The following is a 20,003-nucleotide window of genomic DNA, read 5'->3' as shown; positions in this document are numbered from 1 at the left end:
AGAGTCCTATTAGGTATTAATTTTCAGAAAATTATTTAGAAAATTTAGATAAAAAATAATATTTTACATATTCTTACTACTGATGGAATAATGAACATTGTATTTTAGAAAAATTAAATTCTTAGTTAATTGGAGGTAGGATTATTATGAAATATGCAGTGCTCACAAATGATTTACAGTACGATTTGGTTAATAAAAATGAGGATAGAATTGCAGCTGTGGAGGCGTTTACGCCTAAAATGGTGTCTTTCTTAGATACTATGAGAGAAAATGATGTTTCTATTATTCACCTGCAGTTAATTAACTTAGAAGATGATCCGAAAGCTGAACGATATGGTGATTTTTTACCAGTCACAAAGGGATCTAAAGGTGCAGAAATCTTACCTGAGTTTCTTCATGAAAAAGATATTATTATGGAGAAAAATAAGGATAGTGGCTTTTTTGAGACAAATCTTGATGAAACCTTAAAAAAATTAGGAGTAGATACAATTATTATTACGGGTATGCAAACTCAAATTTGTGTCCAAACAACTGCAGCGGATGGATTTTTCCGTGGTTATAATGTAATCGTACCAGAAGATGCAGTTGTTTCAGCGAAGGCTGAAGATAAGGAACGAGCTTTAAAATGGTTAGGTTCATATTGTGCAAAGATTATGAGTATCGAGGAAATCTGCAATTCAATTTCTAAAAATGAAGATATTTCTTTTGATGGAGTTGCAATTCCGTAAGTAAATACGTTGTAATATCACTTGTTCTATGTAGCAAGTGATATTATTTTTCAAAAATAAAAATGAAAAGGAGTTTTAATAAATGAAATTAACTAAAGATTTAGAAAATATAATTTTAGACCATGGAACAGGAGGACTATTGAGTCAGGATTTAATTAGTTCAATTATTACTGCAAAACTAGAAGATGTTCACCTTGGAAAAATGGAGGATAGTGCCATTCTTGAGGTAAGTAGTAGAAGATTGGCGATGACAACAGACTCTTTTGTTATTGATCCTATCTTTTTTGGTGAAGGGAATATAGGTAAAGTAGCAGTTTGTGGAACGGTTAATGATTTAGCGGTTAGTGGTGCAAAACCACTTTATCTATCATTGGCATTAGTACTAGAAGAGGGTTTTCCAATTAAAGATTTGGAAGAAATATTAGATTCTATAAGAGAGACCGCGAAAGAAGCTGGAGTGTATATTGTTGCTGGTGATACAAAAGTTGTTAAAAAAGGTGAAGTAGAAAAAATCTTTATTAATACAACTGGAATAGGAGTTTTTGAAGGAGATGTATCACCGTTTTCGGTAAACTCTATTCAAGAAGGTGACGATATCATTATAACAGGACAACTAGGAAACCATAGTATACATATCCTTTCTATCAGAGAAGGATTAGGGTTTGAACAGAGAATAAATAGTGATTGTGCACCATTAAATCATATGATATCAGAGTTGAAAAATCTTTTTGGTGATTCTATACATTGTATGCGAGATATTACAAGAGGCGGGCTAGGTACAGTTTTAAATGAAGTCTCAGAAACAATTAATACTGGAATAAAAATACAAGAAAGAGATATTCCTATGTTAGCAGAAACTATTATGGCTGCCGACATGTTAGGTGTTAATCCAATGTATCTAGCTAATGAGGGCAATGTTTGTATGTTTGTCTCTCCAGAGGTAAGTGAGGAAGTCGTGAGGGTATTAAAAAATACTAAATATGGTAAAGAAGCTGCGGTAATTGGTAAAGTTAATCAAACAAAAGAAAGACAAGTGCTCATGGAAGCAAAATCAGGTGAATTGAAACTCATTGAGTTATTATATGGGGCAGAATTACCTCGATTATGTTAGGAGACAATTTATGAAAAAAGTAATAAATATGTTTATAAAAAAGTATCAAGTTAAAGGCATTGTGCAAGGTGTTGGTTTTAGACCTTTCGTATATAGGATAGCAAAAAAGTATCATCTAAACGGATGGGTGTTAAATGATTCAAATGGAGTGCTTATAGAAGTAGAAGGGGAACAAAATAATATTACGCATTTTATTCATGATATTGAATTTAATTCCCCAGAATTGGCTTATGTGCAAGAGGTTAAATTAATAGAGGAACAAGAATCCAACAATCGTTATAGCTCTTTTGATATTTTGAGTAGCCAAAAACATAGTAGTAGGCAAACTTTAATATCTCCTGATACTTATGTATGTAATGAATGTTTAGACGAATTATTTGATCCAACGAATAGAAGGTTTCGTTATCCATTTATTAATTGTACAAATTGTGGACCTAGATATTCAATAATAAAAGATATTCCTTATGATAGACCATATACTACAATGGCCAAATTTCCTATGTGCAAAGAGTGTGATAAAGAATACAAAGACATATTGGATCGGAGATTCCATGCCCAACCAAATGCTTGCTGGAAATGTGGACCACAAGTTCAATTGAAAACAACAGATGGTACAAATGTCTCCACTGATAATCCAATAGAAAAAACAATTGATTTGTTGAAAAAGGGGAAAATCCTAGCTATTAAAGGGTTAGGTGGATATCACTTAGTTGTAGATCCAATGAATCATGAAGCTGTAAAAGAATTAAGAAAAAGAAAAAAACGGGATGAAAAACCTTTTGCTTTAATGTCATCTCAATTAGATGATGTGAAAAATTTTGCTGAAATAACAAAAAATGAAGAAACTTTATTAGTTTCTAAAGAACGACCAATTGTGTTATTGAACAAAAAGGATAATGAGTTTATTTCTTTAGATGTTGCACCAAATAATAATAATTATGGGGTAATGTTAGCCTATACACCACTTCATCATCTTATTTTAAGAGGGAATTTTATTGCATTAATAGCTACGAGCGCCAATGTTTCTGATGAACCTATTGTATATAAAGATGGAGATGCAATTGAGCAGCTAAAGGGAATTGCAGATTATTATTTAGTACACAATAGGGAGATATTCACTAGAGTAGATGACTCTATTGTTAGGGGTATTGATTTAGATGATGAAGTAATAAAACTACAAATAATTCGTCGCGCTAGAGGTTATGTACCAAACCCAATTGATTTTAAAGAAGGATCAACTAATGTACTTGCTTTAGGAGCAGAATTAAAGAATACGATTTGCCTAACTAAAGACGAAAAAGCTTTTATTAGTCATCGTATTGGTGATTTAAAAAACTATAAAATTTATGAATCGTTTAAAAATACTATAGCTCACTTACAAAAAATCTTTGAAATTAGTCCTTCTGTAATTGCAAGTGATCTTCATCCTGATTTTTATAGTACAAAATATGCATTTGATCAAAAAGTTTTACCAGTTGTACAGGTTCAGCATCATCATGCCCACATGGCTTCTTGTATGGTTGATAATCAATTAGATGGTCCTGTTTTAGGAGTTATTTTAGATGGTACGGGTTATGGTGATGATGGGAATATTTGGGGTGGAGAGTTTTTAATCGGTGATTTTCTTAATTATCAAAGAGCGGCATATATCGATTACTTTCAGCTGCCAGGCGGTGATAAAGCTGTTAAAGAACCGTATAGAATTGCTTTAGGAATATTGACGCAAATATATGGTGAACAAGTCAAAGAATTACCAATAAAGATAATTTCAGAGCGAAATAGTTTTGAACTAGATGTACTTATAAAAATGATTCAAAAAGGAATTAATTCTCCTCTTACTTCAAGTATGGGAAGGCTTTTTGATGCTGTTTCAGCACTATTGGGTGTCCGTGAAACAGTCCAATATGAAGGACAGGCTGCTATTGAGTTGGAGCAAGCGATTGATATCAATAATTCTTCCAATCCTTTATTATCATATGAAATAGTTGCTTCGAATGGAATTAGAAAAATCGATATAAAACCTATGTTTAAAGAGTTGGTATCTTTGATACTTAAAGATAAGTATACCAAGGGTGAATTGAGCTATCGTTTTCATTATACAATGGTGCATTCAAGAAAATGTGAAAATAATGAATATTAGTTTCGGTGTACAATCAGATAATCCGAAATTAAAAGAAGCTATAGATGAAGCATTAGACAAGGAAATCATAATTGTTGCAGCTTCAGGAAATACATTAGGATTATCAGTTGATTATCCAGCTAAATATGAAAATGTAATATCTGTTTCAGCAATAAAAGAAAATTTAAAACGATCTGGTGTATCTGCAAAAGGGAAAATAGATTATGCAGCTCCCGGAATAAATATCTTAACTACTGATAATAAAGGTGACTATTCATATTATAGTGGTACCTCTTTTGCTACTGCGTATGTTACGGGTACTGTAGCAGTCCTATTAGCACAAAAAGATATAATTTTCAATAGTCAGAATATTAAAGCTTATTTAAATGATAAAACTAAAGATCTAGGTGAAAAAGGATATGATTCTGAATATGGTTCTGGATTAATAATGATAGATTGAAAGAGGAGATCGATTAACGAAAAACGTAATTGTTAAAATATTAGTGTTTTCTATGTTACTTACTTTACTTCCTAATATACAATATGTAAAAGCAGATACAGGAATACAAGATAAAGTAACTTCCGTTGATGTAAGTAAAGTGGAATCTGAAGTAAATAAAGAATTAGGAATTGAAGTTTCAAATGAATTAAAGATTAATATAGAAAAAGAAACAGACGAAAAGGTCGTAGTTAATACAACTTTAGACACAACAGATTTATCAGTTTCAACAGATATCGACATGAACCTTGAAACAGGGGGAATTACTGTATTCGGTAAGACGGTTGATGAAAATGGTGAAGAAACCCAACAAAACTTTGATGTTTATGTACAAGAAGTTGAAGGAAATGACTTTATAGCTACATTCGTTGATCAAGAAACAGGAAAAGAATATGAAGTTAATACCCTAAAAGCAAGTGCTTCTATTTGGCCTGTAGTAGTAGCGGCTGTGGCTAGATATGGTATACAATATGCAATAAAAAAGTATGGAAAACAAGCAGTAACTTCAGCAATGAAACAGGTTCCCAAGAGTATAAATAAGGTTGATGATAAATTCCTTAAAAGAAAAGGTATTGATGCTCACGAATTAAAAAGAGACTACTTGGGTAGAAGTGTTAGTATTTCAAAATATGATATCTATGTGGATAAGAAAACAGGAAGACTTTGGATTTACCTAAAAGGTGGAAAAGGAACTCCGATACCAACTGATTCATTTATAAAATAAAAAAATCTAAAGTCATTTGTGAAAAAATGACTTTAGATTTTTAGTTATAATGAATTATAAGTATGAAGTAAAGGATAAAATTTATTATCCTTTACTTCAAATATTAATAGGGATGTGTTAAATAATTTGAGTACATTAATAAATGTAGAACTAGCCATTTTCGGAGAAATATTTAATCCAGAAGAGCTAACTAAACAATTTAATTTAGAACCAACGATGACTTATAAAAAAGGTGAGTTTATTAGAGGTAATTCGTTATTTATTCGGGAAGAAACAAACTGGAGTATTGAAACAGGGTATGAAGAATCTCTTAATGCAGAAGAGGTTGTAAAAAAGTTAATTTCCATATTGGAACATAAAAAAAATGAAATAATTAATATGCAAAGTAAACATAATCTAAAATGCAAATTATCTGTTGTTGTAAAAATAGAAAATAATGAAGTCCCTTCTTTATGTTTTGATCAACATACTATTGGTTTTATCAATAGTATTGGTGCGGAAATTGATATTTGTCTATACTTATTGTAAGTCTAGCGGTAGGATTAAAATATTTGTTAAATGATGCAATGTACCTTTGATAGTGTCTGCGATAAAATGTTTGCCCTAAGTATTAAATTGAATTCTACTTCTGATAAAAGATAGGGCCTTCCTTAAGAGGAGGGTTCTTACAAACTAATTGTATAGGTGAAGATGGACAACAGCAACCAGAAAGTAGCTTTTAATATTAATTGAAGATAGTCTCTATGAACGAAATGATTCTACTAGTATTAAAATAAAGAGTCTAACTTTATGGATAAGGAATTGAAGGCTAATACATCGTATAAATATGTAGTAACAGCGGTTGATTTAGCTGGAAATGAATCTAGTAGAAGTGATGTATTGGATGTAACAACAAAGGCAGAGGATTCCACATATGAAAAATGGGATGCGAGAAAAGCATATACTAAAGGTGATAGAGTAGTATATGAGAGGAAAGTGTATAAAGCAGTTCAAGGTTATCAAGGCAATGGTGACACAAATTGGATTTTTGCCCTATCGCTTTGGAAGCCAGTTTTGAGTAAATGATAAGCAGGAAAATGTAGTTAATATTTTTGGATTTTTCTTTGGAAATAAACGGCCGTTCAAAATATAAATTCTCAAATGGTTTAAATGATTTGCAAATAAATTTAATCTCCATCTATTGTTTACGAAATGAAATCGAAAAAGAATCCTAATGGTACTCCATTGGGATTCTTTATTTTCTAATTTGTAATAGCATAAATTTGCACAGTGAATTTGCTAGTGGCACCAATTGGACTTGCGATATAATATTTGGTATTTGTGTAAGCTTCAGTCCTAGATTCATGTGAAATATTTTTCCAACGAATAGAATCAGTACCTAGGGGAACATCAATCATTACATTGAAAGAGATAGTAGAAGGATGATCTTTTTCTGAAGGCACAATAACCCATTTCAATTCTTTGGTACCTACAGGTAAACTATAAGTTTTAAAGTTTTGACTGGATCGATTTTTTTGTCCGGATAAAGGACTAGATATGGTTGCTTGTTTTATTTTATTGTAGGAATAATACATGTTTGCATAGGTAGTTTAATTCCTTCATTCATACAATATTATGGAAGAACCCCTGATCAATTAGGCGTTTTAATATTTTTTCAATTTACGTTTTTTTTATTTGGTGTTCTAAGTTCACCCATACTAGTAAGAAAGTATCATTATTTTAAAACAATAACATTAGGTGTTTTAGTAATGTCCATCGTTCTAGGAGGTTTTATATATATTAAAGAATGGGCATATTTAACTGTTATTTGCTTTGTATTAGGGGTTTGTTAGAAACTACGGTGGGTTCCTTTATTATTTCAGCAGAAAGGAATAGTGCTGCTAAATTTAGCATTCTCGAAGTATGGTTTGGGGTTGGGACGCTAGGGTTTCCGTTACTAGTTAATTATATTATAAAATTTTATGAATGGTATTTTATTCTTTATGGGATATTACTATTCTTTATTTTTACACTATTTGTTTAGTACATCTTTGGACGTACAAAATTTCTAAATTTTTCTCCTCAAAATAATGGAAAGGGAGGAGCATCCCTTTCCTCATTTACTCTAAAATTTAAAAGATTACAGTTATATTATTCATTTCACTTTTTGCATTTTTATATGCAGGCATAGAAACTAATCTTGCAAATTTTTTATCTACAATAATGATTCTTACTGAGAATGAATTAATCAGTTCAGTAAGTATATCTTGTTTTTGGCTAGCAATAGTTATAGGAAGAATACTTGTAGGTAAGCTAGCCCATAAATTTAATTATTGGACATATATTACATCTAGTTGCTTTACATTAGTGATTCTTTTATCTCTATTTCCCTTTGTTCGAGGTACAGGTATGTATTTGTTTGTCATCTTCATTATTGGTTTAGTCATAGCGGGTGTTTTTCCAATAACATTAATCATAGATTCCCGTATTATGGAAAATAATATTGATCAAGTGACTAGTCTATTTATCGCATCGGCCAGTTTAGGGGGGGGGCACTAGTATCTTTCTTAATTAGCTGGAGTCTATCATTAAATACTATAACTGTTACTTTTGGGATATTTGCACTTTTTGCATTGAGTCTAGGTTGTATTATTTTAAAAATGAGGAAAATTGCAACTTACGGTAACGAAAGTGCCAAAAAGGTAGAAGGTATGAAAAATTTATAGAAAAAATTTAATAATATGAAAAAGTTAATTTTATTTGGAATTCCTAAAAAAGGTGGAAAAGGTAAAAAATTCTGTATTTGGGCTTTGTTTTATATATTGTGCTGTGTAATATATAAAACAGAGATACTTCAAAAAAAGATATGCAACAGTGACCAGTTCTCAGGTAATAAAAAGTTATTTTAATTAGCTTTTCAGATTAATCTAAGAGGGGTTTGTTATCGAATGGAGATAAAAATTAGTAAAAAGGATAAGATTGATATCTCTAAAAAATTAAAGTCTTTTTTAGCTGAACAATATTCACTGGAATTGGGTGAATACATAAGCTATGAGTTACTTGAATTCATAATAAAGGAATTAAATCCACATTTTAATCAAGTTACTAGGGATAGGTTGGAAATGTTGTTAAAGAATATAGAGAAAGATATAAACAGTCAATAGACTTTATATGAGAATTGAAAAACTATAATATCATTTTTTTTAATTATAAAAGGAAATATGTTACTGAAAAGTAAGGAGACAATCCATTACTTTTCTAAAAAGCAATTAGATCCGTACAATGATGTATTAAAGTGATTCCGAAGGGATTTTGGATGCTGAAGAGAGTACAAGTGAGTTAAAAAAGAAAGGTGCGTAGGCGCCTTTCTTTTTTGAAGGAGATTTTTATATTTTGGGATAGCGCCACATCGCTATCAACTTAAGAAATTAATTGTTCCCTAAAACGAAAAAATAAACTAAATGTCCTTGGTTACCTATGAAAAGAATAAATTTTTGTTTTGGGAGTACTTCAAAATGTTAGCTTGATAGCGATGTGAATGGACCCCCCACTGATTAAAGTTACACTTCATTCCACGCCACTCTCTAAAATAGAAAAAGATACATTTTCACAATCAATTTCCGCCATCGCACCGTAAGGTAAAATAAACTTCGGTTCAGTATGGCCGAAATTTAAATTATAAAGGATCGGCAAATCTTCTAAATGATGTTCCTTCATAACCTGCAGTATTTCATGTTTATATTCTTCATAATATTGTTCATCTTTCGGTTTACCAAAAATGATACCTTTTGCTTTTTGCAGAATGCCTTGCGCTGCATAATTTCGCAACCAATACTTTATATAACTTGGTTCTGGATGATCTTCAGAAGTTTCAAAGAAGAGAATACTATTCTCCCAATGTTTTTTCTCAGGCCAAAGTTCCGTTCCTTTTGCAAATTCCAATACTTCAATACAACCACCAATTAAGCGCCCCTGTACAGTGGTAGAGCCTTGAAGTACCTCATATCCATTATTTTGCTGCATCGTACGTCTTGTATCCTTATTTATTTCAATCCATTCTAAATGCTCACTTGTCCATTCATGAGCTGGTTGAATCTCGCCAATCGTTTCATTTGAAAAGAGGGTACGATTTACCATTTCAATTGTGTATGGATCCATTTCTACATTTTCGGCAAAATCGGTCAGAATTGCTGGACCGTATAAAGAGGAAAGCCCTGCTTTATGACAAAATAAATGTGTAATAGTAACGTCAGAGTACCCCATAAAAATTTTCGGGTTTTCGCGTATCACATTAAAATCTATATAGGGAAGTAACCGGATGCTATCTTCACCGCCAATATTCGCGATAATTGCTTTCACACGTGTATCTTTAAATGCTGTCATTATATCTTCCGCACGAGCCTCTGGATTGTTATAAAGGTATTCGCTACCTTTTAAGCTATTTGGCATTGGGATAACCGTAAGACTAAAAACTTCTTCTAATCTTTTTACTCCTTGCTCATATCGCCATCTTATTTCAGCATCACCTGCTCCTCCCCACGAAGGACTTACTGTCGCTACGATATCTCCAGGCTGTAATCTCTTTGGCTTTATTAACATATGAATCCCGCTCCTACATAATGTAATGAACTACGGCTATACAAACCGTAGAGTTGAAGAACATTGTACATGACATTAGTTTCTCCGCCTTCAATAAGTTCACCTGCTGTAATTTGAGAATTTAGTATTAGTGCTGAATATAGGAATAATCTACAAATGTTTTTTGCTAAAATTTATATTTGAAAATCACAGTATGCATCATTGCATGAGGAAAACGGTTGTTATTTTTATAACCTGTAACTATAATGATTACAGGTTGGTCGATACCAATCAAAAAAATAAAATCATCATGAATGGAGATGTTACATATGGGTATGAAAAAAATAATTTTAGCAGGTGCTTTAGGGATCGCAGCATTATCAGGAACAAATGTACCAGGATTAGAACTAACAAAAGCGAGTGCAGCTTCTATTGAATCGAATTTCTCGACGTTAGAAGGACGAGTAGTAGAAGTAGATACCGGTGTGATTGTTGTAAAATCTAAGCAATATGAGGAACCTGTTAGTGTGTATATTGATTCACTTTCAAACGTGAAAGTAGGAGATGAAGTAAAAGCTACTGGATCTATGATGCGTAATTTTACAGAATATATGGTTGCAACTGCAGTTGAAAATACAACAAACAAGTTAGGTATGCACATGAAAGAAGATGGCTCACCTAATTATGTAATTGGAGAAGTATCAAAAGTAGGAACGATGGAAGATGAGGGAGACGGTGCTACTAAATATGTTGTAGTTGAGTATCCATCGCTAAATGGGAAGAAAGATATTATTGATGTTTTCTTAACAAAGGGACAAGTATTTAATGTGGGTGAGAAAGTGAAAATTGATATGGAGTATGTGGGCTGGGGCGGAAGTTCTATTAACTGGAACACAGTTGATCATATCGAAAGAGTTCATGAAGCAAAGACGAACACTGAAAATAATGATGATGTATGGATTTGGTCTTAATAAGGCGAGTATAGGTCGTTATTTGCAATTTTCTCCAAACAATACATGTAAAAACTAAATGTATCATGCAGTACCCATCTAATTCTCATTGCGTATGACAATTAGATGGGTACTTTTTTATTTGAAATTTGTGCAAGTCAATGTTCAGCATTTCTTTTTAAGAGTAAATTACGGGTGAAATCAAAACTTTATTTGCAGTACATAATAAATAATGTTGATTTTTTATCTTATATTAAAATAAAAACAAACCACTGTTCGATTTGAATATTCCACGATATAATAGTGAGAGTTTATGGCAGAATAAATATTTACATAAGAAGTGAGGTACTGTATGAAAAAAAGAACGACAGACATTATTTTTATTATTATCGGTGCATTTCTTTTTGCGTTAGGTGTCAATTTATTTGTTATTCCGAACGAGTTTGGTGAGGGAGGGGTAACAGGTATCACGATTATTACGTACTATTTATTTGAGTGGTCACCAGGTTTAGTTAACTTAATTTTAAATGCGATTTTGTTAATAGTCGGCTATAAATTTTTAAATAAGATCACAACGATTTATACGATTATCGCTGTAGTTACGAACTCGCTATTTCTTCATTTAACAGAAGGATGGACGATTACTTCAGATGAAATGCTGGTAAATGCCATTTTCGGTGGAATATTTATCGGATGCGGGATTGGTCTTATCATTCGCGTTGGTGGAACGACAGCAGGAACTACCATCTTAGCGAGGATGACACATAAATACTTAGGCTGGAGCATTAGCTATGGTCTACTGTTCTTCGATTTAATCGTTGCATTTTCATCTTATTTCATCATTGGTGCAGAAAAACTGATGCTGACAATTATTATGCTATATGTAGGAACGAAAGTAATGGAATTTGTAATTGAAGGTTTAAATCCGAAAAAGGCCATTACAATTATTTCTGATAATCCGGATGAAATTGCCGGGAAGGTAACAACCTTAATGGGCAGAGGGGTTACCGTGTATTCAGGTCATGGCTATTACACGAAAACGCCGAAGGACATTCTATATGTTGTTATTAATAAGCAAGAAGTAGTGAAGCTAAAGAGGATTGTTCAAACTACGGATCCAGCTGCGTTCATTGCTATCCACGATGTTCGTGATGTGTTCGGAGAAGGATTTGTTGATATTTCGAAGGCTTAAAAATTATTTTTGATTAAAATAATCTTAATACTAAAACGTGAGAATCTATTTTGAATAGTCTTTTTTCAAAATAGATTCTTTTTCTTTTTCTTGCAAAAAATCCAATTGTTTCTTAATGTAGTGATGTAGAAGGATGAACGAGAGAGGGTTTAATGAAGATGATACATATTTTATTAGCTGATGACGATAAACATATAAGAGAGTTATTGCATTATCATTTACAAAAAGAGGGGTTTAAAGTTTTTGAGGCGGAAGATGGAAAGGTAGCGCAAGACGTATTAGAGAAGGAAAATATTCATCTTGCGATTGTAGACATTATGATGCCTTTTGTTGATGGTTATACGTTATGTGAAGAAATTCGGAAGTATCATGATATTCCTGTTATTTTATTAACTGCGAAAGACCAGTTAGTGGATAAAGAAAAAGGATTCATTTCTGGTACAGATGATTATATCGTAAAACCATTTGAACCAGCTGAAGTGATTTTCCGTATGAAAGCTTTATTACGCCGTTATCAAATGCTGAGCGCTGACATAATTACACTCCATGGAACGACAATTGATCGTAAAGGTGTTGAAGTAAAGTGTAACGGCCAGACGATTTTACTTCCTTTAAAGGAATTTGAATTATTATCACAACTAGCTAGTTATCCTGGGAGAACATTTTCAAGAGAAGAATTAATTGAATTAGTATGGGGAATGGATTTTGAAGGAGATGAACGAACAGTTGATGTTCATGTGAAAAGGCTCCGAGATCGTTTCTCAAAACGAACGGATGATTTTCAAATTACAACGGTGCGCGGCCTCGGGTATAAGTTGGAGTTGAAATAAGATGAAATCACTATATTCTAGATTTGTATTTATGACGGTCGGCATTATGCTACTTAGTAGTATTATCGGCTTTTTATTAACGAACGTATATTATCAAGTGAAGTTAAAACCGTATAATAGTGAAAAGATTTTAAAGTATGCGGAAGAAGTTAAATCGTTATATGAAAAGCAAAGTGAAGAAAATCAAGAGACGTATTTGCATTCTATTGCGAAGTTAGGGTATGAAATTTATATTGTCGATGATCAAAAGAATGGAAAGCGTATCGGTAATGCGTTTCGTAAGACGTCTATTAGCGATGCTACTGTTCATAAAGTATTGCAAGGAGAAACGTTTAATGGTGTTTCTACGTATCCAACGCGTCTTTTTATTACAGGATTTTTCGATAATGAATTAATAAATAGTGTTGGTGTACCGGTAAAGCACGGTGATAAACAGTACGCGTTATTTATTCGCCCCGACATTCAGAACCAATTTGGCGAAATGCGAATTTTCTTAGCGGTATTACTTGGGTTTATCGTACTATTAAGCATTATCTTTATAGCGATTGCAGCAGGCTATATCGTTCGCCCAATCCGTAAATTTACGAAGGCTACGCAAAAAATTGCGAGTGGGGAATATAAAATTGAATTAGACGTAAAACGAAAAGATGAAATAGGAACGTTATCTACAAGCTTCCAAAAGATGACGAAAAGTATTAAAGAACTAGATGAAATGAGACAAGAATTTGTTTCGAACGTTTCACATGAATTCCAGTCGCCGCTTTCTTCCATACAAGGTTTTTCAAAAACGTTGCAAACAGAAAAGATGAGTGAGGAAGAAAGAAATCATTACTTACAAATTATTGAAGGTGAAAGTAAGCGAATGTCTAGTTTATGTAAACAGTTACTTACGCTCGCCTCATTAGATAAGGAGGAAAAGGTTTTACAAATAAAAGACTTTTCCTTACAAAAACAAATTAAAGACGTCATTTTTATGCTTGAATGGAAATGGCGGGAAAAAGATATCGCCGTTGAATTTGATGTGCCGGACATTACAATTCAAGGTGATGAAAACTTACTTCATCAAGTATGGAGTAACATTTTCACGAATAGCATTAAGTTTTCAAACGATGGTGGAACGATTGAGTTTTTCGTGGAAGAGTTAGAGTCTAGCGTTATAATTTCTATATCAGACAACGGAATCGGTATGGAAAAAGAAGAAATGGATCGTATTTTTGATCGTTTTTATAAGGTGGATACAGCGAGAGCAAGAAACGTAGAAGGTAGCGGTTTAGGATTATCAATCGTGCAGAAGATTGTTGAACTGCATAAAGGGACCGTTTCGGTATATAGTACGAAAGGGGAAGGGACGACTGTTCGGGTGGAGCTTCCTAAATAGATGAAAGAGGCTGTTTGGGAACAGCCTCTTCTTTTTTTGTCGCTAGTATACGTGTAAAATGAAAAAATATGAGTCATTTTAATTGCATAATCGGATGAGTTTATGGAGTGGGATTAGGAGGAAGTTTATTTAAAAATGTAGAATCTCTACAGAGTTAGAGGGAGTGTATTAAAACTTGAACTGTGTAGGGAGGAAATTACTTTGAAACGAATTGACTTGTTATTAAACGTACTAGATTCAACATTCGACAAAGAGAGTTGGTATGCACCGTTTAAATATGCTATAGAAGGACTTACAGCTGAACAGGCTATGTGGAAACCAGCTGGAGAGACAACGAATACCATTTGGGAGAATGTTAATCATCTCACTTATTACAAAGAAAGACTTGCTGCAAACTTGGAAGGACGTGAATGGACACATAATCTTGACGGTAATGACACCTTTTATCTGACTAAGCAATCTAATAATGATACGGAATGGAAGGAAGTCGTTGAACGCTCTGAAAATGCTCAGCGTAATTTAAGACAGGTATTAAGTGCAATTTCTGAAAGAGAGCTTGAACAAAATTCACTTGAAGGTAAATTACTGGACATCATGCTTCATGATGCTTATCATACAGGCCAAATTATTCAATTAAGGAAAATGCAGGGGGCATGGCCATCAAAGCGTTAACTGCCGTTTTAGGTTGGTGCTTTTGTTGAATAAAATTTAGATATTCAAACGACTTTATTATTATATTTTTAACCCCGTCCCAAATTTAGAACGGGGTTATGTTTGCTGGCTATAAAGCAGCACCTTTCCTGCGCTCCTCCTTAAACTGCACCCCAAAAGTATCCGCTGTAATCTCATCAGCTTTCGGCAATGCTCGTAATTTCGGATGAAGTAGCCATACGAGAGAAATAAATAAAATCCCGATGCTAGCGAGCGCGAAAATGAGTTGGCTACTAAATACATTTGCAGTGTATCCGCCAATTAAAGAACCGATCGGCATAGCAATTGTGCTCATACTTCGCATGACTGAATTGATGCGGCCAATATATTGATTTGGAATTACAATTTGGCTAATTGTCGCAAATAATATGTTGGTTGCACCAATTGGAATCCAAGCTAGGCCGAATAAGAGAATAGATAGCCATTGAAACGGTACGATTGTAGAGAGAAACCAAAAGGTAGCGCCAGTCGCAAAGCCAATAATAGAGACACGGCCAACATTACGTTTACCAACCCATGAACTGAATAATGCACCGATGAGACTACCTGCTGATATAGCAGCTAAGAAGAAGCCATATGATTTCACGCCCCCTAAAGAATCAGCGAAAGAAGGGAGTATGGCCATCGTCATACCAATTGAAAAATTAGCGACAACGGAACCGATTAAGAATACGCCCATTAAGGAACGGAAGACAATTGAAAAACCTTCTTTTAAATCAGAGAAATATTGTTTAGTTGAAAGTGATGTGCCCGTTTCGGTTTGCTTTGGTATTTTCAATGAAAAGAACAAAAGGGCAGTAATCGCGAATGTGAAAGAGTCAATTACATATAAAGTGATCGCGCCAAATAGTGCTACTAATATGCCAGAAAGCGTCGTACAAATTAAATCAATGCCTTGATACGCAAATGAAAAGAGTGAATTTCCTTTTAATAATTGTGTTTTATGCAGTAGAAGTGGTAAAGCTTTTGATTGTGCGGGATAGGCGAATTGTTCAATAAAGGCTACGATTGGCATGATGATGAGTAGTAGGTGGACTGTTAATAGGTCGAAGTAGTGTGTAATAGGAATGATTAAAATAAGAATGCATTGCAAAACTTGTGTGATGACGAGGGTGTGTTTAATGGACCATCTATCAACGAATGGACCAGTAAGAAATTGAAGTGCAGAAGGTAATAATGTAAGAAAACCAGCTAATCCAGAATAAAAAGGATTACCACTTAATTTGTATACGAGCCACATCGCTGCTACATAATACAAACTATCTCCTATGTTTGTAAAAATTCTCCCTAAAAATAATAAGCGGAAATTCCGGTTTTTTAATATGTCCACTTTATCTGCTCCTTTATAATAAATTTATTCGGTAAAATAAATTTGACCGTTTATGTAAAAAAAATCGTATTACGATTTTTCTTCTTTTTTAATAAATTGCTGCATTGTTCTCTCAGCGATTTGAAGTGCAGTAGTAGAAATATAATAAGGTTTACTATTTGGATCTTTATCTGCACCTTTTGTGATTTCGTTTAATTCAGCCATTAATTCATAAAACTTTTTTACCCACACTTGAAATTGTTCTGGCGTAGCATCAAATTCCCAGCAGGATGAAACGTAATTCCACTTAGCTGGATCTTCACTTGCATTTCGTAATGTAAAAGCTTCTTCTGGTGCAGCGAGAATTTGGCTTTTCGTTCTTTCTATCATTTGTAAAAAGATTTGGCGACCTGATTCGCTTACTATTTCTAAATGAGGTAATAGATCTGCAGCAGGGGTGAAGCCTTTCGCGACAGATTGATAAAACTTTTGAACAATCCCATTCTTTTCTTCTGTATAAACGATCTCTATAAGACCATTCTTTTCTAATTCTTTTAAATGATAATGAATTTTCGCCCTTGAAATGCCGAATTTCTCAGATAGTAATTGTCCAGTATAAGGACGTTCGCATAGACGTATCATCATTTCGGAACGTAGTGGATCGCTTAATGCTTTTAGTTGGCTATAAGTAGTTAGTGTTAATACGGGCTTCAAAATGATCAACTCCTTAAATTAAATTACTCGGTCAAGATTATTTGACTGAATTGTATCAAGGATCTCAATTATTTTCAATACTTTCTGAAAATTTAATCTTAATCTCTGTAATCTTCTGTTCATATTCCGTTCATATTTCTTTTTTATGATAAGTGCATAGAAAGAAAGAGGAAGGAGCGAGCGAAATGTTTTTAGCTCTGCGTGAATTAAAACAATCAAAATTACGATACGGATTAATCGGATTGATTATGGTGTTATTATCATTTTTAGTCCTTGTTATTTCAGGATTAGCAAATGGATTATCATATGATAATGCTTCATCGATTCAAAATATGGAGGCAAATAAGTTCGTTTTAGCAGATGATGCGGAAAATAAATTACTTCGTTCACAAATTAAGAAAGACGATGTAGATAACGTAGTAAGTCAAGTAGGCGAGAAAGAGGCAGTTCCGTTTCGTGTGAAAGTTTCAACATATGAAAAGAAAGATAGCTCGAAAAAGGTTGATATCGCTATTTTCTCAAGCGAACGAGATTCATTTTTAGAACCGAACATTGTAAAAGGGGAGAAATTAGGTACAGCAAACAACGAGATGGTTGCTGATGAATCGATTAAAGAGAAGGGAATCGATATTGGAGATACAATTATCGATCCTGTTTCAAAGAAAGAATTTACAATCGTCGGATTTACGAAAGATCAAATGTTTAGCCATACACCAGTCGTTTATATAAATGAAGACGTATGGGGATCTATTTCACAACCAAACCAAAAAGATTATAGTGCAATTGCACTTAACACAGATAAAGAAATTAAAAATGCTCACGTTATCGATAAAAAAGAAGTACTGCAAAGTATTCCAGGATTTAAAGAAGAGCAAGGAACATTAACGATGATCATTGCGTTCTTACTTGTGATCGCTGCGTTATTAATCGGTGTATTCTTCTATGTTATTACACTACAAAAAACACAGCAATTAGGTGTATTAAAAGCAATTGGTACGAAGAACTCGTATTTAGCAAATAGTTTAGTCGTACAGGCGTTATTCTTATCAGTCGTTGCGATGGTAATTAGTATCGTTCTTGTACAAGGATTAGAACAAATTTTACCAGCGGGTATGCCGTTCTTATTAACAACACCGATGATTGCACAATACGCAGCAATCTTTATCGTAATTAGTATTTTAGGAACACTTATTTCGTTATACCAAGTATTAAAAGTTGATGCATTAGAAGCAATTGGAGGCGGGATGTAATGACTTCATTATTGAAATTAGACAAAGTAAGTAAAGTGTACGGAGAAGGGAATACGGAAGTAACAGCCCTTCATCCGATGTCGCTTGATGTGAAAGCTGGAGAGTTTATCGGAATCGTCGGTCCTTCTGGATCAGGGAAAAGTACGTTATTATCAATCGCGGGTGCATTATTATCACCGTCAAAAGGGGATATTTACATTCGTGAGCAAAATATTACACAGTTATCAGAAAAGGAAATGACAGATATTCGTTTGAAAAAAATCGGCTTCATTTTCCAGTTCGCAAATCTTGTTCCATATTTAAATGTAAAAGAACAATTACTTTACATTGCTAAGTTAAAAAAAGAAAGTAAACAAGAATCAGAAAAGCGTGCGGATCATTTATTAGCGGCATTTGGATTAGGAGAAAGAAAAAATCATTATCCAAATCAACTATCTGGTGGGGAAAAACAAAGGGTAGCAATTGCTCGTGCGTTCATGAACAACCCAGATTTAATATTAGCGGATGAGCCAACGGCAAGCTTAGACTCAAAACGCGCACGTGAAGTTGTTGAAATGATGAAACGTGAAGTGAAAGAGAGCCAAAAAGCAGCAATTATGATTACACATGATGAAAGAATGCTTGATGTATGTGATCGTATATTGACGCTTCGAGATGGACAGTTAATATAAAAAAAGGAAAACCGTACATGTATGTGCGGTTTTCCTTTTTTTAATGGATTTATTTAGAGAATAACGTTTTAATTTTATTACGAGTAAGTAATAAAATCCCGCCTAATACAGATAGCATTCCTAGAGCCATATTGTTTGATTGCTCGCTACCAGCGTTAGGAAGTTCTTTAGCGTTATCGTTTTTAGTACCATTATCTGCTTGCGTTTGTTTAGACTGTGATACTTCATTAATCTTGTTATCAACATTTTGCTTCGTTGTATGTAACTCAGCTAATTTGTCGTCAATTTTTTTCTCAGTATGCTTAAAGTCGTTGATTTTAATATCTAAGTCTTGTTTTTTCTTTGTTAAATCGTCTGAAACAGTTTGTTTCGATTGTTTAATTTCGTTAATTTTATTTAGTAAATCTTCTCTAGCCTTTTGTAATTCAGCTAGTTTGTTTTTTACATCTTGTTTAGCTAGTTCTAAGTTAGCGGAAAGACTGTCTAAATTGCCTTTAATTTTCTTAAGTTCCTCTAACGTGTTACCAGTATTCGGCTTGTTTTCTTTTAGTTCAGCGAGTTTGTCTTCAGCAGTTTGTTTCGCTTTCTTTAACTCAGCTAATTTTTCATCTACTTGTTTTTTAACTTCCTTAAGTTCATTAACCTTTTGATCAATGTTCTCTTTATGTTGCTTCATTTCATTCACTTTTTCATCGACAGTTTGTTTATGTTCTTTAATCTCATTCACTTTGTTATCGATATTTTGTTTATGCTCTTTTACTTCAGCAACTTTATCTTCTACTTGTTTTTTATGCTCTTTAATTTCAGCGATTTTATCTTCGGCGATTTGTTTGTCTTGCTGAAGTTTTGCATCTAACTCTTGTTTATGTTGTTTAATCTCGTTAATTTTTTCATCAGCAACTTGTTTACGTTCATGTAGTTCATTCACCTTCGTATCAACATTTTCCTTAACCTTGTTAAGTTCATTCAATGTTTGATCCACGTTTTCTTTGTGTTGCTGTAATTTCGCATCTAACTCTTGTTTATGTTGCTTAATTTCAGCTAATCGATCTCCCGTACTTTGCTGAGGAGTAGCATCATTTACTTCCGCATGAGTAGAGTTCGCGCCAGCAATCATTGCTAAAGCTAGTGTAGACGCAGCAATTGTTTGTTTTGTTTTCATATTTTTGTACCTCTTTTCTTTCATATGCATGAGCTGTTTTGTGTAAAATTGAGCATATAGAAGTAGATTCTTCCATCATTATATACCATCTGTGCCGC

19 protein-coding genes and 4 pseudogenes are annotated in these 20,003 nt (G+C 33.4%); 18 read left to right on the top strand and 5 right to left on the bottom strand.

Annotated elements, in window-relative coordinates; genetic code table 11:
- Positions 1–146 precede the first annotated feature (146 nt).
- The 7 genes and pseudogenes from BC_RS16205 to BC_RS16175 form a co-directional block, all read left to right on the top strand.
- On the top strand, positions 147–728 hold the full coding sequence (locus tag BC_RS16205; protein ID WP_000872526.1) for an isochorismatase family cysteine hydrolase: 582 nt from the start codon (positions 147–149) through the stop codon (positions 726–728).
- Between the two features lie 82 nt (positions 729–810).
- Positions 811–1,839, top strand: a complete 1,029-nt coding sequence (hypE, locus tag BC_RS16200) for a hydrogenase expression/formation protein HypE (RefSeq protein ID WP_000778917.1) — start codon at positions 811–813, stop codon at positions 1,837–1,839.
- A 10-nt stretch (positions 1,840–1,849) separates the two neighbouring features.
- Positions 1,850–3,979: a carbamoyltransferase HypF gene (gene hypF, locus BC_RS16195; protein ID WP_002195710.1), complete on the top strand. Its 2,130-nt coding sequence runs from the start codon at positions 1,850–1,852 to the stop codon at positions 3,977–3,979.
- On the top strand, positions 3,969–4,418 hold the full coding sequence (locus BC_RS16190; RefSeq protein WP_232288814.1) for a S8 family serine peptidase: 450 nt from the start codon (positions 3,969–3,971) through the stop codon (positions 4,416–4,418). The genes hypF and BC_RS16190 overlap by 11 nt, the downstream gene beginning before the upstream one ends.
- Positions 4,414–5,181: an SAR2788 family putative toxin gene (locus tag BC_RS16185; protein WP_227944855.1), complete on the top strand. Its 768-nt coding sequence runs from the start codon at positions 4,414–4,416 to the stop codon at positions 5,179–5,181. The genes BC_RS16190 and BC_RS16185 overlap by 5 nt, the downstream gene beginning before the upstream one ends.
- Positions 5,182–5,307: 126 nt before the next feature.
- Positions 5,308–5,709 carry a DUF4279 domain-containing protein gene (locus BC_RS16180; protein WP_000105603.1) on the top strand — a complete coding sequence of 134 codons (402 nt, stop codon included), beginning with the start codon at positions 5,308–5,310 and terminating at the stop codon, positions 5,707–5,709.
- Between the two features lie 252 nt (positions 5,710–5,961).
- Positions 5,962–6,246: pseudogene (locus tag BC_RS16175) on the top strand (carbohydrate-binding protein); the annotation flags it as partial.
- Positions 6,247–6,422: 176 nt separating this feature from the next.
- Here the strand turns inward: BC_RS16175 and BC_RS16170 are convergent.
- A pseudogene (locus BC_RS16170) lies at positions 6,423–6,725 on the bottom strand (hypothetical protein); the annotation flags it as partial.
- Positions 6,726–6,761: 36 nt separating this feature from the next.
- On the opposite strand from BC_RS16170, the pseudogene BC_RS16165 reads away from it, so the two are divergent.
- From BC_RS16165 to BC_RS16150, 4 genes and pseudogenes are all read left to right on the top strand, one after another.
- A pseudogene (locus BC_RS16165) lies at positions 6,762–7,886 on the top strand (MFS transporter).
- Positions 7,887–7,901: 15 nt separating this feature from the next.
- Positions 7,902–8,069 carry a hypothetical protein gene (locus BC_RS16160; protein ID WP_164928333.1) on the top strand — a complete coding sequence of 56 codons (168 nt, stop codon included), beginning with the start codon at positions 7,902–7,904 and terminating at the stop codon, positions 8,067–8,069.
- Positions 8,070–8,108: 39 nt separating this feature from the next.
- Complete coding sequence (locus tag BC_RS16155) at positions 8,109–8,324, top strand: DUF2164 family protein (protein WP_000403243.1); 216 nt, start codon at positions 8,109–8,111, stop codon at positions 8,322–8,324.
- A gap of 24 nt (positions 8,325–8,348) precedes the next feature.
- Positions 8,349–8,459, top strand: a pseudogene (locus tag BC_RS16150) (HXXEE domain-containing protein); the annotation flags it as partial.
- Positions 8,460–8,727: 268 nt separating this feature from the next.
- Here the strand turns inward: BC_RS16150 and BC_RS16145 are convergent.
- Positions 8,728–9,759 (bottom strand): S66 family peptidase, encoded by a 1,032-nt coding sequence (locus BC_RS16145; RefSeq protein WP_000905873.1) that lies wholly within the window; start codon positions 9,757–9,759, stop codon positions 8,728–8,730.
- Between the two features lie 308 nt (positions 9,760–10,067).
- On the opposite strand from BC_RS16145, the gene BC_RS16140 reads away from it, so the two are divergent.
- From BC_RS16140 to BC_RS16120, 5 genes are all read left to right on the top strand, one after another.
- Positions 10,068–10,709 (top strand): F0F1 ATP synthase subunit alpha, encoded by a 642-nt coding sequence (locus BC_RS16140; RefSeq protein ID WP_000525494.1) that lies wholly within the window; start codon positions 10,068–10,070, stop codon positions 10,707–10,709.
- A 331-nt stretch (positions 10,710–11,040) separates the two neighbouring features.
- Positions 11,041–11,880: a YitT family protein gene (locus BC_RS16135; protein ID WP_000747503.1), complete on the top strand. Its 840-nt coding sequence runs from the start codon at positions 11,041–11,043 to the stop codon at positions 11,878–11,880.
- Between the two features lie 152 nt (positions 11,881–12,032).
- Positions 12,033–12,710, top strand: coding sequence for a response regulator transcription factor (locus BC_RS16130; protein WP_000781961.1), 678 nt, complete (start codon positions 12,033–12,035; stop codon positions 12,708–12,710).
- Between the two features lies 1 nt (position 12,711).
- A complete protein-coding gene (locus tag BC_RS16125) occupies positions 12,712–14,088 on the top strand; it encodes a sensor histidine kinase (RefSeq protein WP_000839519.1) in 1,377 nt (458 codons plus the stop codon).
- Positions 14,089–14,289: 201 nt separating this feature from the next.
- Positions 14,290–14,760 carry a DinB family protein gene (locus BC_RS16120; RefSeq protein ID WP_000821005.1) on the top strand — a complete coding sequence of 157 codons (471 nt, stop codon included), beginning with the start codon at positions 14,290–14,292 and terminating at the stop codon, positions 14,758–14,760.
- 109 nt (positions 14,761–14,869) lie between these two features.
- On the opposite strand, the gene BC_RS16115 is transcribed toward BC_RS16120, so the two are convergent.
- Together BC_RS16115 and BC_RS16110 are read right to left on the bottom strand one after the other, a co-directional pair.
- Positions 14,870–16,129, bottom strand: coding sequence for an MFS transporter (locus tag BC_RS16115; protein WP_000353378.1), 1,260 nt, complete (start codon positions 16,127–16,129; stop codon positions 14,870–14,872).
- Positions 16,130–16,198: 69 nt separating this feature from the next.
- Positions 16,199–16,822, bottom strand: a complete 624-nt coding sequence (locus BC_RS16110) for an ArsR/SmtB family transcription factor (protein WP_000805797.1) — start codon at positions 16,820–16,822, stop codon at positions 16,199–16,201.
- A 185-nt stretch (positions 16,823–17,007) separates the two neighbouring features.
- Here BC_RS16110 and BC_RS16105 point away from each other — a divergent pair, with 185 nt between their 5' ends.
- Both BC_RS16105 and BC_RS16100 read left to right on the top strand, forming a co-directional pair.
- Positions 17,008–18,072, top strand: coding sequence for an ABC transporter permease (locus tag BC_RS16105; protein ID WP_000477770.1), 1,065 nt, complete (start codon positions 17,008–17,010; stop codon positions 18,070–18,072).
- A complete protein-coding gene (locus tag BC_RS16100; protein ID WP_000202612.1) occupies positions 18,072–18,743 on the top strand; it encodes an ABC transporter ATP-binding protein in 672 nt (223 codons plus the stop codon). The genes BC_RS16105 and BC_RS16100 overlap by 1 nt, the downstream gene beginning before the upstream one ends.
- 49 nt (positions 18,744–18,792) lie before the next feature.
- Here BC_RS16100 and BC_RS16095 read toward each other — a convergent pair whose 3' ends face one another.
- Positions 18,793–19,905, bottom strand: coding sequence for an LPXTG cell wall anchor domain-containing protein (locus BC_RS16095; protein WP_000851032.1), 1,113 nt, complete (start codon positions 19,903–19,905; stop codon positions 18,793–18,795).
- Positions 19,906–20,003 lie beyond the last annotated feature (98 nt).

This window comes from Bacillus cereus ATCC 14579 (assembly GCF_000007825.1).
Lineage (GTDB): Bacteria > Bacillota > Bacilli > Bacillales > Bacillaceae_G > Bacillus_A > Bacillus_A cereus.
This window is presented reverse-complemented; position numbering and strand designations above follow the sequence as displayed.

Coding starts and splice junctions, on each gene's coding strand:
- BC_RS16205 (WP_000872526.1), top strand. CDS start 147: ATGAAATATGCAGTGCTCACAAATGATTTACAGTACGATTTGGTTAAT.
- hypE (WP_000778917.1), top strand. CDS start 811: ATGAAATTAACTAAAGATTTAGAAAATATAATTTTAGACCATGGAACA.
- hypF (WP_002195710.1), top strand. CDS start 1,850: ATGAAAAAAGTAATAAATATGTTTATAAAAAAGTATCAAGTTAAAGGC.
- BC_RS16190 (WP_232288814.1), top strand. CDS start 3,969: ATGAATATTAGTTTCGGTGTACAATCAGATAATCCGAAATTAAAAGAA.
- BC_RS16160 (WP_164928333.1), top strand. CDS start 7,902: ATGAAAAAGTTAATTTTATTTGGAATTCCTAAAAAAGGTGGAAAAGGT.
- BC_RS16155 (WP_000403243.1), top strand. CDS start 8,109: ATGGAGATAAAAATTAGTAAAAAGGATAAGATTGATATCTCTAAAAAA.
- BC_RS16145 (WP_000905873.1), bottom strand. CDS start 9,759: ATGTTAATAAAGCCAAAGAGATTACAGCCTGGAGATATCGTAGCGACA.
- BC_RS16140 (WP_000525494.1), top strand. CDS start 10,068: ATGGGTATGAAAAAAATAATTTTAGCAGGTGCTTTAGGGATCGCAGCA.
- BC_RS16135 (WP_000747503.1), top strand. CDS start 11,041: ATGAAAAAAAGAACGACAGACATTATTTTTATTATTATCGGTGCATTT.
- BC_RS16130 (WP_000781961.1), top strand. CDS start 12,033: ATGAAGATGATACATATTTTATTAGCTGATGACGATAAACATATAAGA.
- BC_RS16125 (WP_000839519.1), top strand. CDS start 12,712: ATGAAATCACTATATTCTAGATTTGTATTTATGACGGTCGGCATTATG.
- BC_RS16105 (WP_000477770.1), top strand. CDS start 17,008: ATGTTTTTAGCTCTGCGTGAATTAAAACAATCAAAATTACGATACGGA.
- BC_RS16100 (WP_000202612.1), top strand. CDS start 18,072: ATGACTTCATTATTGAAATTAGACAAAGTAAGTAAAGTGTACGGAGAA.
- BC_RS16095 (WP_000851032.1), bottom strand. CDS start 19,905: ATGAAAACAAAACAAACAATTGCTGCGTCTACACTAGCTTTAGCAATG.